This is a genomic window from Halomonas sp. BL6, from assembly GCF_006228115.1.
Taxonomy (GTDB): Bacteria; Pseudomonadota; Gammaproteobacteria; order Pseudomonadales; family Halomonadaceae; genus Vreelandella; species Vreelandella piezotolerans.
Genome location: NZ_VDGL01000007.1, coordinates 47,432 through 60,508, shown reverse-complemented (window position 1 = coordinate 60,508; position 13,077 = coordinate 47,432). Strand labels below are relative to the sequence as shown.

General features: G+C 55.7%; 14 protein-coding genes and 2 tRNA genes. 10 read left to right on the top strand and 6 right to left on the bottom strand.

The genetic code is table 11. The features are described 5' to 3' along the window. The first annotated feature begins 38 nt into the window (after nt 1-38). Together FHJ80_RS14625 and hda are read left to right on the top strand one after the other, a co-directional pair. Nucleotides 39-1,151: an AI-2E family transporter gene (locus tag FHJ80_RS14625; RefSeq protein WP_139528063.1), complete on the top strand. Its 1,113-nt coding sequence runs from the start codon at nt 39-41 to the stop codon at nt 1,149-1,151. Then, a complete protein-coding gene (gene hda, locus FHJ80_RS14620) occupies nt 1,148-1,852 on the top strand; it encodes a DnaA regulatory inactivator Hda (RefSeq protein WP_139528062.1) in 705 nt (234 codons plus the stop codon). Before FHJ80_RS14625 ends, hda begins: the two co-directional genes overlap by 4 nt. Before the next feature lie 65 nt (nt 1,853-1,917). Here the strand turns inward: hda and FHJ80_RS14615 are convergent, their stop codons facing one another. Next, on the bottom strand, nt 1,918-2,292 hold the full coding sequence (locus tag FHJ80_RS14615) for a phasin family protein (RefSeq protein ID WP_139528218.1): 375 nt from the start codon (nt 2,290-2,292) through the stop codon (nt 1,918-1,920). 324 nt (nt 2,293-2,616) lie between these two features. Here FHJ80_RS14615 and FHJ80_RS14610 point away from each other — a divergent pair, with 324 nt between their 5' ends. Further along, the gene (locus FHJ80_RS14610) at nt 2,617-3,993 is read left to right on the top strand and encodes a lyase family protein (protein ID WP_139528061.1); all 1,377 of its coding nucleotides are present in this window, start codon (nt 2,617-2,619) and stop codon (nt 3,991-3,993) included. A gap of 28 nt (nt 3,994-4,021) precedes the next feature. Here the strand turns inward: FHJ80_RS14610 and FHJ80_RS14605 are convergent, their stop codons facing one another. Further along, the gene (locus FHJ80_RS14605; RefSeq protein WP_139528060.1) at nt 4,022-5,092 is read right to left on the bottom strand and encodes an endonuclease/exonuclease/phosphatase family protein; all 1,071 of its coding nucleotides are present in this window, start codon (nt 5,090-5,092) and stop codon (nt 4,022-4,024) included. 179 nt (nt 5,093-5,271) lie between these two features. Here FHJ80_RS14605 and FHJ80_RS14600 point away from each other — a divergent pair. Further along, nucleotides 5,272-5,348 (top strand) — tRNA-Val (locus FHJ80_RS14600). Between the two features lie 24 nt (nt 5,349-5,372). Next, nucleotides 5,373-5,449, top strand: a tRNA-Val gene (locus FHJ80_RS14595). A 75-nt stretch (nt 5,450-5,524) separates the two neighbouring features. Here FHJ80_RS14595 and FHJ80_RS14590 read toward each other — a convergent pair. The 4 genes from FHJ80_RS14590 to FHJ80_RS14575 form a co-directional block, all read right to left on the bottom strand. Then, nucleotides 5,525-5,995, bottom strand: a complete 471-nt coding sequence (locus FHJ80_RS14590; protein WP_139528059.1) for a GAF domain-containing protein — start codon at nt 5,993-5,995, stop codon at nt 5,525-5,527. Nucleotides 5,996-6,069: 74 nt separating this feature from the next. Continuing rightward, nucleotides 6,070-6,864, bottom strand: coding sequence for a MetQ/NlpA family ABC transporter substrate-binding protein (locus FHJ80_RS14585; protein ID WP_139528058.1), 795 nt, complete (start codon nt 6,862-6,864; stop codon nt 6,070-6,072). Between the two features lie 113 nt (nt 6,865-6,977). Beyond that, complete coding sequence (locus tag FHJ80_RS14580; RefSeq protein WP_139528057.1) at nt 6,978-7,631, bottom strand: methionine ABC transporter permease; 654 nt, start codon at nt 7,629-7,631, stop codon at nt 6,978-6,980. Next, nucleotides 7,612-8,655 carry a methionine ABC transporter ATP-binding protein gene (locus FHJ80_RS14575; RefSeq protein WP_139528056.1) on the bottom strand — a complete coding sequence of 348 codons (1,044 nt, stop codon included), beginning with the start codon at nt 8,653-8,655 and terminating at the stop codon, nt 7,612-7,614. Before FHJ80_RS14575 ends, FHJ80_RS14580 begins: the two co-directional genes overlap by 20 nt. A 460-nt stretch (nt 8,656-9,115) precedes the next feature. Between FHJ80_RS14575 and FHJ80_RS14570 the strand changes: the two genes are divergently transcribed. The 5 genes from FHJ80_RS14570 to ung all read left to right on the top strand — a co-directional run bounded on the left by FHJ80_RS14570 (nt 9,116) and on the right by ung (nt 12,999). Beyond that, nucleotides 9,116-9,745, top strand: a complete 630-nt coding sequence (locus FHJ80_RS14570) for a riboflavin synthase subunit alpha (protein ID WP_139528055.1) — start codon at nt 9,116-9,118, stop codon at nt 9,743-9,745. 204 nt (nt 9,746-9,949) lie between these two features. After that, entirely contained in the window at nt 9,950-11,248 is a 1,299-nt protein-coding gene (locus tag FHJ80_RS14565; RefSeq protein WP_139528054.1) for an NCS2 family permease, read from the top strand. Nucleotides 11,249-11,282: 34 nt separating this feature from the next. After that, entirely contained in the window at nt 11,283-11,828 is a 546-nt protein-coding gene (locus FHJ80_RS14560) for an adenine phosphoribosyltransferase (protein ID WP_139528053.1), read from the top strand. Between the two features lie 6 nt (nt 11,829-11,834). Continuing rightward, nucleotides 11,835-12,314, top strand: coding sequence for a xanthine phosphoribosyltransferase (gene gpt, locus FHJ80_RS14555; protein ID WP_139528052.1), 480 nt, complete (start codon nt 11,835-11,837; stop codon nt 12,312-12,314). Nucleotide 12,315: 1 nt separating this feature from the next. Then, a complete protein-coding gene (gene ung, locus FHJ80_RS14550) occupies nt 12,316-12,999 on the top strand; it encodes a uracil-DNA glycosylase (RefSeq protein ID WP_139528051.1) in 684 nt (227 codons plus the stop codon). Nucleotides 13,000-13,077: the final 78 nt, after the last annotated feature.

Here is a 13,077-nt window from a genome sequence, read left to right as displayed (position 1 = left end):
GCACTACCGCTGACCGTATATCCAGGAAGGAGCAGGGAATGAGGCATTCATGGTGGGGGATCGCGCTGGTCGTTGCGCTGGTGGGAACGGTGTATTTTCTCGATGCCGTTCTGATGCCCTTTATCGCAGGGTTGATTTTGGCCTACTTGGCTGACCCGTTGACGGATTTCTTTCAGCGTTTGGGCATGCGGCGAGTCTGGGCAGTGAGCAGCGTTTTTTTGGTGCTGATGCTCGTACTGGCGGTGAGCCTGCTGGTCCTCATTCCACTCGTCGTTCAGCAGATCAAGCAGTTAGGGGAAGCGTTGCCGGGCGTACTCAGTTGGGTAGAGGGCGTGCTGGCGCCTCAAGTTCAGGAGTGGACAGGGTACGATCTTGCCACCGAGCTTAGCAATGTGCGCGAGACTCTCATCGACAACTGGCGGGATGCGGGTAGTTACGTGGCTCAAGCATTGGGCCATATCGGTCGTTCGGGCATGGCGTTCGTCTCTTGGGTGACGTATGTCGCGCTCATTCCGGTGGTGACGTTTTACCTGCTGCTGGATTGGGACCGAATGCTCGACAACCTGGGAAATTTGGTGCCTAGGCAGTGGGCAGACGATACGTTTCGTTTAGCGCGCCGCTGCGATGAGGTGTTGGCTTCGTTTTTGCGCGGCCAGCTGCTCGTCATGCTGTGCTTGGGCATTATTTACGCTGCTGGATTGACGCTGTTAGGGCTGAATTTCGGGTTGCTGATTGGCGCGCTTTCTGGGCTCGTTAGCATCGTTCCCTTTTTGGGCTTCATCGTCGGTCTAGCGATCGCGTTGGTAGTGGCGCTGTTTCAGTTCGATACCTGGTGGGCGGTGCTCGGCGTCATCGTTGTCTTTGGTTTGGGTCAAGTCGCCGAAAGCGTCGTGCTGCAACCAAAGCTATTAGGCGATAAGATTGGTTTGCACCCGGTGGCGGTCATTTTTGCGGTGCTCGCGGGCGGGCATTTGTTCGGACTCACGGGCGTGCTATTGGCGCTACCCGCAGCGGCGGTGATCATGGTGCTGCTGCGCGAGGTGAAAGATCGCTATAAAAACAGTGCACTCTATGACGCACAGCTAGACGCTCCAGAACAGCACAAACAGCATGAAGCGCTGCAGGGCGACGACAATAGGGAGTCATCATGAGCCGATTACCGGCACAGCTGCCGCTTGGGGTGGGGCTGCGCGACGATGCGACGTTCGATAACTATTATGCTTCTCGCGCCAATGCGTCGTTGGTCGACCACCTTGCTCATCAGCTAACGCCTGGCTCAGAGCCGTTTCTCTATGTGTGGGGTGCCCCAGGCAGCGGCCGTAGTCACTTACTGCAAGCCGCCTGCCATGCGGCTTCCGACCAAGACAAGCGTGCCCTCTATTTGCCACTTGCGGACCTAGGCCATTTTCCACCGCTCATGTTGGAGGATATCGAGCGGCTCGATCTGGTAGCCATCGATGATTTGGAATACGTCATTGGGCGCAAACGCTGGGAAGAGGCGTTATTTCACGCGTTCAATCGTTTGCGGGACGCGGGCAAAGCGCTGTTGATCGCGGCCAACAAGCCGCCGCGCCATTTGGAGGTAGTGCTGCCGGATTTGGCGTCTCGACTGGCTTGGGGAGTCACCTTCCATCTTCACCCGTTGGACGATAATGACCGTTTGGCGGCGCTAAAGCTACGTGCCCAGGTCCGTGGCATGCAGTTGCCCGATGACGTAGGGCGCTACATCATGCACCGTGGGCCGAGGGAGTTGGGCGAGCTCTGTCGAGCTTTGGACACCTTGGATCAGGCATCATTATCAGCAAAGCGGAAATTAACGATCCCTTTCGTAAAGTCGGCGCTCGATTGGTAAAACGCCCCTGCCAGTGGGCTGGCAGGGGCGTGACGAGACTGATCAAATGATCAACGCTGAATGCGTTAGGCGGTCTTGCTCATTTTAGTCGCGGCCGCTTGTGCCTGCTTCACATTCTCTTCTGTCAATTTCTGACTCTTCTGCAAGAAATCCTGCTGTAATGATACGACCTTGTCGGTATCGCCTTTGACACGCTCGGCCAGTTCTTTAGCCACTTTCTGCTGACCTTCCATGTAGCTACGCAGGCCGTCGACATCTTTGACACTCAGCAGCTGACGCATCTGCGCGACGCCGGTGTCGACATACGCTTTGTTAGCGTCTAGCTGAGCGTTTATCAGCTTTTCAGAGTAGTCGATGCTCAGATTCATGTAGGCACGTGCCGGTGCCATGAACAGGTTGTCGAACTGCTGGGTCATTTCGTTGGTATTGAACGTACGCATCATTAACTCTCCTATGCCATTACGAGCGTCTGGGGCTGCTAAGCTGAGCCCAGGACGATTCATTGATCAGCGTCGGCGGGTTAGATCGCGCACCGTCACTGATGGGTTATCTTGCATTGCAGCATAGCAAGTGTTTTTGTGCAGTGCAACATCAGAGGCGCAATGAATTTTTGACCGCGCGTGCCGCGCTGATATGGGCAAACGGTTGAACGAACAGTGGGTTTACCAAGAGGGGCTCGAACACTAGTCTAAAAGCTACAGAGAATCGTTATCACATGGCGGTGTGGATAGTCCGTGTCGCCGATGACTCACAAGGAGTGCAACATGGAAACACGTATCGAGCGGGATAGTATGGGCGAGTTGAAGGTTCCAGCCACGGCGCTTTATGGGGCACAAACGCAGCGTGCTATCAATAATTTTCCCGTGTCGGGCACGCCGATGCCGGAGGCCTTCGTTCATGCGGTTGCTCGTATTAAGCTGGCAGCGGCGCGCAGTAATCATCAGTTAGGGTTATTGGATGCCGAGCGTGCCCAGGCGATCGAAAAAGCCGCACAAGCGGTGATCGATGGCCAGCATGATGAGCATTTTCCTATCGACGTTTTCCAAACGGGGTCGGGTACGTCGACCAATATGAATGTGAACGAGGTGTTAGCGACGCTGGCCAGCCGAGAGGGCGTTGACGTCACACCTAACGATCACGTCAATATGGGGCAATCCAGTAACGATGTCATTCCCACGGCGATCCACCTGTCAGCGGCTATCGCGGTGAACGAGTCACTGCGCCCTGCGTTAACCGAACTCAAGGCAACGATCGACCGCCGTGCCAATGAGTTGAGTCATATCGTCAAAACCGGCCGTACCCACTTGATGGACGCCATGCCGCTTCGCATGGATCAAGAGCTAGGCGCGTGGTCTAGCCAAGTGGGTCAAGCCATCGAGCGGTTCGATAGTGCCATGACGCGACTATGCCGCCTTGCCCAGGGTGGCACCGCTGTGGGCACGGGGATCAATGCGCCGGAGGGATTTGCTGACTTGATGGCCAAAGACCTAAGCCAGCAAACAGGTCTCTCATTTGTACCTAACGATAGTTTCTTTGCCAGCTTGGCATCGCAAGATGCCGCGGTAGAGCTTTCCGGTCAGTTGAAGGGGTTGGCATGCGTCGTAATGAAGATCGCCAACGATCTGCGCTGGATGAACTCTGGGCCGCTAGCGGGGCTGGGTGAAATCGAATTGGAAGCATTGCAGCCGGGAAGTTCGATCATGCCCGGCAAGGTCAATCCCGTCATCCCTGAGTCGGCGGCGCAAGCGGCCGCTCAAGTGATTGGATTGGATGCTGCTATTACGGTGGCCGGACAAAGCGGCAATTTTCAGCTCAACGTCATGTTGCCACTCGTGGCCTCGAACCTGTTGACCTCGATTACATTGATGAGCAGTACCGCCACCTTGCTGGGTGAGCGCGCCATCGCCACCTTCACAGTCCGTGAAGACAATCTCCAAGGCCCGCTGGCGCGTAACCCCATCCTCGTCACCGCGCTCAACAGTGTGATTGGCTACAACGCGGCCGCTGCGATTGCCAAAAAGGCTTACCAAGCGGGGAGGCCCATCATCGATGTGGCGGAAGAAGAGACGGAGTTGGATCGAGCTACGTTGGAGCGGCTGCTCGATCCTACGGTACTGACGAAGGGCGGGGTGCCAGAGTAGCGAAGCGCCTTGACGCAGGGCAAGGCGGCTACGTCTTTTGGCGTTCCGTTTTGCCCTTTTGAATGGTCTCGCTGGCTTCTTGGCGCTCCTCTTGACTCGCTTCTGGATTGTCATGCTCATCTTGCCGTGAGGGGCGATAACAGAGCGTCGCGAGGATCGGGAAGTGGTCGGATCCGAAGGCGTCCAAGCGCTGCATACTGTCTAGCGTGAAGTGCTCACTGACGAATACGTGATCTAGTGGCCAGCGCAGAAACGGATAGTTTGCATGAAACGTGCTAAACATTCCTCGCCCGCGGCGCGGGTCGAGCATGCCACTGATCCGGCAAAACCGACGTGTCGTGCGTGACCAAGCGACGTCGTTGAGATCGCCCGCAACGAGCGTAGGCGATGGGTTCTGGTGAATTTCCTTGCCTACCAAGAGTAGCTCGGCGTCTCGCCAAAGCGATTTTTCACTCTCGCTGGGGGCGGGAGGGCGTGGATGCAGCGCATAGAAACGGATCTGATCGCCGCTCGCTAGGGTGACATAGGTATGGATAGAGGGGATGTCATCCTGAATCAACCATTTTACTTCCGTCTCGCTGAGCGTCAGTCGAGAGTACAAGTGCATGCCGTAAAGGTTGTCGAGGGGAATTTTTACGCTGTTTGGCCAGGCTTTTGAGAGAGCAGTATCCAACTGACGCTGCCACCACTGGTCGGATTCCAGCGTCAACACCATATCGGGCTGGTGCTGCTCTATCATGCTGATCAGCTTATCCGCTTGACGGTTTGGTGTGAGCACGTTAGCGATCAGTAACGTGATTTTCTGCTCATCCGGCGCCTTGCGGGTCGATTGAACCTGTACGGGCCAAAGTCGTGTCCAGGGAAAGATGTAGCGCAGTTGGAGCATGCAGGTGAGTAGCGACAACCCTATCGTGGCAGTCTGCCATCGGCTGGGGGGCAAGAGGAGTGCGCCAACGGCGGCGCAGAGCCCAGCGAGCACCGCGATTTGTAGTCGTGGAAACTCGAAACTTCGCACCCACCACCAACGTAGCCTTATTCGCGCGATGAGGGTGGATAATAGTAGTAAACCGGCGATGCATCCTAGCAAAGGCCCTAACAAAACCTATCTCCTTATCCGTAAGCGATCATGATTAATCTATGTGCAGCTTAGCCGGTAGGTTTGATAAGTGTCGATGTAATTTGCGGGAGCGGGTAGGGTAAGGCACTAAAGTAGGCAAAGGCGCAAAAATGACTTGCAATTCAGCCATGAAGCCGTAGAATACGCATCCGTTGCACAGCAGGACCATAGCTCAGTTGGTTAGAGCGCCACGTTGACATCGTGGAGGTCGGCGGTTCAAATCCGCCTGGTCCTACCAAATCTATCCGTGCACTTTTTTTCTAGGACCATAGCTCAGTTGGTTAGAGCGCCACGTTGACATCGTGGAGGTCGGCGGTTCAAATCCGCCTGGTCCTACCAGACAGTCACAAAAAAGCCCTGCTCATCGAGCGGGGCTTTTTTGTGTGCGCCTGTTTTATCGTTTGGCGTCTTGCATCATACGAAGCGAGGAAGGTCTGTTTGCCGTACGAAAGTCGCCACCAGCGCCTCGATGCCCGCCTGATCTTCTTGGCTAAAGCGCGCGTGCTGCGGGCTGTCGATATCCAGTACACCCCATACGACACCATCGCTCACGATAGGAACGACCAGCTCGGAACGTGAATCGGCGTCGCAGGCGATGTGGTCGGCCACCGCGTGTACGTCATCGACACGTTGCGTTGCCTGTTCACGGGCCGCTGCTCCACAAACACCTTTGCTAAATGGAATGGGGTGGCAGGCGGGTTTGCCCTGAAACGGCCCGAGGCACAGCAGTTGCGGTTCGCGCTGCAGATAAAAGCCAACCCAGTTTAGCGTCTCTAGCGCTTGCTGAATGAAAGCGCAGGTTTGGGCGCTGTTGGTCAGCCAGTCGCGAGTGTCTAACAAAGCTTCTAGCTGACGGTTGAGTAGGGTGTAATCGGTGGTCGACATACCATTTCCTTGATGAAAAACGCATCAGGCCAGCCTTTCGGCTGGCCTGATAATGAATCATGAACGGGTGAGAGTTACTCGTCAGTCCAGCCTGGTACCGCCGCACCTTTGAACAGCTCGTCGGCTTTCTCGATCACTTCCTCACGCTGATAGGCGTCGACCAACTGGCGAATTTCTTCGCGATCTTCATCGCCACCGCGAACCGCAATCAGGTTGACGTAGGGAGACTCAGGGCCTTCCTTGATCAGCGCATCGTCCAGGCTCAGGCCAGCCGGCTGGGCGAAGGTGTTGTTGATGAAAGCCATGTCGACATCCGGCAGGACACGGGGCAACTGCGCTGCTTCGATTTCACGGAAGCGGAAGCCGCGCGGATTTTCTGCGATATCGATCGGCGTGGCTTCCAGGAAGGTCGGATCGTTGAGCGTGATCAAACCTTCGTTATGCATCAAAATGAGCGCACGCCCTTCGTTGGAAGGGTCGTTGGGTAGCGCGATTTGGGCACCGTCCGGCAGCTCATCGATGCTGTCGTACTTTTCAGAATACGCGCCGATGGGGTACACGAAGGTGTAACCAGCAATGGCAAAATCGTAGCCACGGTCATTGACCATCGCCTGCATGTAGGGCTCGTGCTGGTAGGCGTTGGCATCCAGGCTGCCATCGGCCAGCGCCGCGTTCGGTGTGACGTAGTCGGTGAACTCGATGATTTCGACGTTCAGGTCGTACTCTTCTTTGGCAATGCGCGCGGCCACTTCCATGACTTCGGTTTCGGGGCCGGCGACGGTGCCCATTTTGATGGTACGGGTTTCCGCATTGGCCACGTTGATGGCCAGAGCCAGTGCGGTCAGGCTGCCGATAATGACTTTTTGCATGGCATTACTCCAGTGTCGTTGTGCATCGTGTTGCAATGATGCGGGAATAAGAAACGCAAGTCTAATGCGTTTTTGTTATATTTAGCTATGCCAATGAAAGAGGCTGGCTATGACTATTTACGGTCGCTTTTGCGCACCAAGTAGTCGCCCAGGCTTTGAAACCCTTGTACCAGTACGACTAGGATCATCACGGTGATCAGCATGATCGTGGGGTTGAAGCGGTTGTAGCCGTAGCGAATGCCTAGGTCGCCCAGTCCGCCGCCGCCCACGGCGCCCGCCATGGCCGAGTAACTCACTAAGGTGACCAGTGTGATGGTGAGGCCCGTGATGATGCCGCCGCGCGCTTCAGGGATCAGTACCTTGGTAATGATTTGCCAAGGTGTCGCCCCCATGGATTGCGCAGACTCGATCAGTCCCGGAGAGATCTCATTCAGCGCGCCCTCGATAAGGCGGGCCACGAAGGGAATAGCGGCAATCGTCAGCGGTACCGACGCGGCATTGATGCCGATGGAAGTGCCCACCAACATGCGAGTGAAGGGAATGATGGCGACCATCAAAATGATGAACGGAATCGAACGCCCGATGTTGGTGATGATGCCCAGTACCTGGTTGAGAATAGGCATCGCCATGATTTGCCGCGGGCGGGTCACGTAAAGCATGACGCCCAACGGCAGGCCCAATAGGGTGGCAATCACACCCGATACGGCCACCATGTAAAGGGTATCCAGCGTGGCCTGTAAAATGAGATCAAACATTGCGCTGGACATGACCAAGTACCTCCACCTGTAGTTGATGCGCTTCTAAATAGGACATGGCTTGCTGGGTTTGCTCATGGCTGCCCAGTAGCTCGGCAATCATTAGGCCCAGCGTGCGGTCTTGTATGGACTCGACTTTGGCCTGCAGGATGCTGACGTCCACGCTGCACTCCCGCGCCAGACGAGAAATGAGCGGTGTGGAAACGGCGTCACCCGAGAACGTTAGCCGCACCACCGGGTGCGTGTGTTCATTAGGGCGCTCTTCCAGGCGCTCCAGTAGCTCTTTCGGGGGGCTGAGTTGTAAGAAGTCGTTCAAAAAGTCGCGACCAAGCTGCGTTGCGGGCGCGGTAAAGAAGTCGCCCACTTCCGCGTCCTCTACCAGCTTGCCATCAGAGATCAGGCTGACCCGGTGGCAGATCGATTTCACCACTTCCATTTCGTGGGTAATGAGCAGGATGGTGATGCCCAGTTGGTGATTGATGTCGCGCAGCAGCTCGAGAATCGAGCTAGTGGTCTGTGGGTCCAGCGCCGAGGTCGCTTCATCGCACAGCAGCACATGCGGTTTGCTGGCAAGGGCGCGGGCAATGGCAACACGCTGTTTCTGGCCGCCGGAGAGCTGGGCGGGGTACTGCTTCGCTTTATCGGCAAGGCCGACCATCTCGAGCAGTGGAAGAACGCGGTTTTTGATCGCGCTGCGCTTTTCACCCATCAGTTCCAAGGGGAGGGCGACATTATCAAAAACGGTGCGTGTGGTGAGTAGGTTGAAGTGTTGAAAAATCATGCCGATACGATGACGAGCATGATTGAGTTCGCTACGGCTCAGCCCGGTCATCTCTTGCCCATCCACGACCACGCTGCCGCTCGTGGGGCGCTCGAGCAGATTGACGCAGCGGATGAGGGTGGATTTGCCAGCGCCGGAAAGGCCAATGACACCGTGAATCGTGCCTTTGGGGATCGTTAAATCGACGTTTTGAAGGGCATGCACGGCACTATCGCCGCTGCCATAAGTTTTACTAACGTTGCTAAGTTCAATCATAGCGTCTGCCTTAATGGTAGGCCGAAGACGGAGTGCGAGGGGGCAAGCGTAGGGCGGGGAACAAAAAAAGGCCACCCTTGCGGGTGGCCATCAACGCTGGACACACCCTTTTAGCTGCACTTCACCCCGCCAAAGGCCAGGTGGACGCCCGCAATCTGGGTACAAATCGGCGTCATTACATTTGCGGCGAAAGTCTAAAGAGCGATGGGGGCGTTGTCAACGGAAAGCGTTCTATTTCATGTTTTTAAGTTTTTAAACAGATCTATTTTCTTTTTTTGGTTGTTTTTTGGGTTTTTATTGCTGTTGAGTAAAGGTATGGCGGGGTGTTAGCAGCAAAAAAAACATGATCGATCAAGCGTGGGTGCTGCCTGGCTGCACAAGGTTGGGTCATTAGTAGTAAGCTTGCGCAAGTTTTTATGGCCTATGCCACCCTGCTCACCTGTAAAGAAAGGAAGGGATCATGTTCACGGGTATCGTTCAAGGTACTGCTGAGATTGTCGAAGTGCGCGAGCTAGAGGAGTTCCGCACCCATGTGGTTGCCTTGCCAGAAGAGCTTAGGAGCGGTTTGGAAATTGGCGCGTCCGTCGCGCATAACGGTGTGTGCCTGACGGTGACGGCCATCGAGGGCGAGCGTGTCAGTTTCGACCTGATGCGAGAAACGCTGCGACTGACCAATCTTGGTGCAATTACCCCGGGGCAATGCGTCAACATAGAGCGTGCGGCCCGCTTCGGTGATGAGATTGGCGGTCACTCCATGTCCGGACACATCATTTGTATGGCGCAGATCGTCGCCATCGAAGAGGCGCCCAATAATCGCCGTATCTGGTTCGCACTACCGGAAAAGGCCGCTAAATTCGTTTTTGAGAAAGGCTACATTGGCGTTGACGGCATCAGCCTCACCGTGGGTGCCGTGCGGCCATCGGCGGATGGGGCGGGGGTCGAGTTCAGTGTTAATCTCATCCCCGAGACACTATCCCGTACGGTATTGGGCAGCCGCTCGATGGGCGATTGGGTCAATATCGAGATCGATCCGCAAACACAGGTCATCGTGGAAACGGTGGAGCGGGTATTGGCGAGCCGGTCCTTTTAGCAATTTGAGGGTATTGCTTTGGGCTTTTGTTGACCGATCGGTTAGCTGATGGCCTAAAGTTTGCTAAACAGTAAGTGAGGGAACGTGCCCTCGATCAACGGCTGCATGTACGGCACTCGCATCACGCGGTGCCTTTCGGTAGTATGTGCGGCTTTTCTCGCACCAAGGGACGCATTCGGCGTAAGCGCGAAGGATAAAAACTACATGAAACTTCTGGACAACTACTTCAAGCTCACAGAGCAGAAGACCAACCTCAAGACGGAAGTGATCGCAGGGGTCACGACGTTCTTAACCATGGCCTACATCATTTTCGTCAACCCGAGCATTCTGTCGGAAGCGGGGATGGATTACGGCGCTGTCTTTGTAGCAACCTGTCTAGCGGCGGCCATCGGCTGTTTCGTGATGGGCCTGTGGGCTAACTACCCCATTGCTCAAGCGCCGGGCATGGGGTTGAACGCCTTCTTCACCTACGGTGTGGTGCTGGGCATGGGGTATACCTGGGAAGCGGCGCTAGGGGCCGTCTTCTTCTCGGGTTTGACGTTCTTCCTGCTGAGTATTTTCAAAATTCGCGAGTGGATCATCAACTCCATTCCGCTCTCGTTGCGCCTGGGGATTGCCGCCGGTATCGGTCTGTTCCTTGCGATGATTGCCCTCAAGAATGCGGGTATCGTGGTCGCTAATCCGGCTACGTTCGTGTCGCTCGGCGACTTGTCAGAGCCAGCGCCGCTGTATGCCTTGCTGGGCTTTTTCGTGATTACTGCCTTGGCCTATTTGCGCGTCACGGGCGCGGTCATGATCGGGATCATCGGGGTGACCGTGCTGGCCATGGTGCTGGGGCATAACCAGTATGGTGGCATCATGTCCATGCCGCCTTCCATTGCGCCGACGTTCATGGCCATGGACCTGATGGGAGCGCTGGATGTCGCCATGCTCAGCGTCATTTTTGCGTTCCTATTCGTCGATTTGTTCGATACGTCCGGCACGCTGGTGGGGGTTGCTCACCGTGGCAAGCTACTGGATGAAAACGGTAAGCTGCCACGTATCGGGCGTGCCATGATGGCCGATAGTACTGCGTCGATGGCCGGTGCCGCGCTGGGTACCTCCACCACCACCAGCTACATCGAATCCACGGCGGGCATCGTCTCCGGTGGGCGTACTGGGTTGACGGCGGTCGTGGTCGGCCTACTGTTTTTGATCAGCCTGTTTTTCGCGCCGCTGGCTGGCTCTATTCCCGCCTATGCGACAGCCGGTGCGCTTCTTTATGTCGCTGTGCTGATGGCGGGAAGCTTGGCGCATGCGAATTGGGAAGATCCCACCGACGCGGCCCCGGTCCTGATCGCGGCGATTGCCATGCCGCTGACCTTCTCCATTGCCGAAGGTATTGCCCTGGGTTTCATCAGCTACGTGGCGATCAAAACGCTGTCGGGCCGCTTCGCGGATCTCAACCCGGCGGTGGTGGTGTTAGCGCTGCTATTTGCAGCAAAGTTTCTATTCATGGGCTAACTGCCCAATCTTTGACTAATCAATGAGAGACGCGATGAGCATCTACGGCGATTACATTAAGTCCGTTATTCGCACGGTTCCTGACTGGCCAGAGCAGGGGGTGAATTTTCGTGATATTACCCCCTTGCTGCAAAACAGCGCTGCTTTTCGTAAGCTGATCGACAGTTTCGTGCACCGCTACCAGGAAATGAATCTGGATGCCATCGCGGCCATCGACGCCCGTGGCTTCATTATTGGTGCACCGCTGGCGTACGAGCTGGGCTGCAGCTTCGTTCCCGTGCGTAAGAAGGGCAAACTGCCGTTCAAAACCATTAGTGAAACCTACACGCTGGAGTATGGCCATTCGGAAGTCGAGCTTCATGCCGATGCGTTTCAGGAAGGGGATCGGATTTTGCTCATGGATGATCTGATCGCGACGGGGGGAACGATGCTGGCAGCGGCTAACTTGATTCAGCGCTGCGGTGGCCACGTCGTGGAGACGGCAACGATTATCGATCTACCCGAATTGGGTGGTTCTCAGAAGATTCGCGATGCGGGCTACAGCGTCTTCGCGGTCTGTTCCTTCAACGAAGACGAGTAACGTCCCATGAGCAGCGAACGCTATCATCAACACTTCACCGTCTCTTGGGACCAAATTCATCGCGACGTGCGCCAGCTCTGCCATCTGCTCATCGAGCGAGACTTCAAAGGCATCGTAGCGATTACCCGTGGCGGCTTGATTCCGGCGGCGCTGATTGCCCGCGAGCTGAACATTCGCCTGATCGATACCGTGTGCATCAAGAGCTACGATCACATGGAGCAGGGCGGGTTGGATATCATGAAAGGGGTCGACCATGATGGCGATGGCTGGCTGTTGGTCGACGATCTCGTCGATACCGGTAAAACGGCCCGTGCCGTGCGTGAAATGTTGCCTAAAGCACATTTTGTCACGATTTACGCCAAACCAGAGGGACGCCCTTTGGTGGATCAATATCTGACAGAAGTGGCTCAACAGTGCTGGATCCAATTCCCTTGGGATATGGGCATTGCCTACGTCGAGCCACTCGCCGATCAAATGAAGAAGTGATATGGCTAACCCGTTACCCGATGATTGGAGCCATTGGCTAGGGCAGGAGTTTCAGGCGGAATATATGTCCGCTTTGAAGGCGTTTTTGGCCGACGAAAAGGCGGCCAAGAAAGTTATCTATCCGCATTCGTCGAATTGGTTTCGTGCCTTTGAATTAACGCCTCTCGCGTCGGTAAAGGTGGTGATTTTGGGTCAAGACCCTTACCACGGGCCTAATCAAGCGCACGGGCTTTGCTTTTCGGTGCAGCCGGGTGTCCCGGTGCCCCCATCGCTTGTCAACATCTACAAGGAGTTGGCGAGTGACGTTGGCTTTACGCCGGTGCAGCACGGTTTTTTGGAGGCGTGGGCCAAGCAGGGGGTATTGCTATTGAACACGGCGCTGACGGTCGAGCAGGGCAATGCCGCGTCGCATCGTGGTAAAGGGTGGGAGCCCTTCACCGATCAAGCTATTGAGACCGTCAGTCGTCATGCCGAGCCCAGCGTATTTCTTCTTTGGGGGAGTCACGCGCGGCAGAAAAAGGCGCTGATCGATACCTCTCGCCATTTGGTGCTGGAATCACCGCATCCTTCCCCGCTGTCGGCGCACCGTGGCTTTTTTGGCAATCGTCATTTTTCCAAAGCTAACCAGTTCTTGGAGGCGCAGGGGCGCTCGCCCATTGATTGGCAATTACCGGAAACCCCTTAACCTCATGGTCAGTTGCGGGTAGAATGTCGCGCAATTTGTAAGCATGTCGATGGTGGCTCAGCAGGCTGCCATCTTGAA

What these genes read in the sequence shown, in the direction of transcription:
- ung (WP_139528051.1), top strand. Translation starts at nt 12,316, where the DNA reads ATGGCTAACCCGTTACCCGATGATTGGAGCCATTGGCTAGGGCAGGAG.
- FHJ80_RS14565 (WP_139528054.1), top strand. Translation starts at nt 9,950, where the DNA reads ATGAAACTTCTGGACAACTACTTCAAGCTCACAGAGCAGAAGACCAAC.
- FHJ80_RS14585 (WP_139528058.1), bottom strand. Translation starts at nt 6,864, where the DNA reads ATGCAAAAAGTCATTATCGGCAGCCTGACCGCACTGGCTCTGGCCATC.
- hda (WP_139528062.1), top strand. Translation starts at nt 1,148, where the DNA reads ATGAGCCGATTACCGGCACAGCTGCCGCTTGGGGTGGGGCTGCGCGAC.
- FHJ80_RS14575 (WP_139528056.1), bottom strand. Translation starts at nt 8,655, where the DNA reads ATGATTGAACTTAGCAACGTTAGTAAAACTTATGGCAGCGGCGATAGT.
- FHJ80_RS14590 (WP_139528059.1), bottom strand. Translation starts at nt 5,995, where the DNA reads ATGTCGACCACCGATTACACCCTACTCAACCGTCAGCTAGAAGCTTTG.
- FHJ80_RS14615 (WP_139528218.1), bottom strand. Translation starts at nt 2,292, where the DNA reads ATGCGTACGTTCAATACCAACGAAATGACCCAGCAGTTCGACAACCTG.
- FHJ80_RS14560 (WP_139528053.1), top strand. Translation starts at nt 11,283, where the DNA reads ATGAGCATCTACGGCGATTACATTAAGTCCGTTATTCGCACGGTTCCT.
- FHJ80_RS14580 (WP_139528057.1), bottom strand. Translation starts at nt 7,631, where the DNA reads ATGTCCAGCGCAATGTTTGATCTCATTTTACAGGCCACGCTGGATACC.
- FHJ80_RS14570 (WP_139528055.1), top strand. Translation starts at nt 9,116, where the DNA reads ATGTTCACGGGTATCGTTCAAGGTACTGCTGAGATTGTCGAAGTGCGC.
- gpt (WP_139528052.1), top strand. Translation starts at nt 11,835, where the DNA reads ATGAGCAGCGAACGCTATCATCAACACTTCACCGTCTCTTGGGACCAA.
- FHJ80_RS14625 (WP_139528063.1), top strand. Translation starts at nt 39, where the DNA reads ATGAGGCATTCATGGTGGGGGATCGCGCTGGTCGTTGCGCTGGTGGGA.
- FHJ80_RS14610 (WP_139528061.1), top strand. Translation starts at nt 2,617, where the DNA reads ATGGAAACACGTATCGAGCGGGATAGTATGGGCGAGTTGAAGGTTCCA.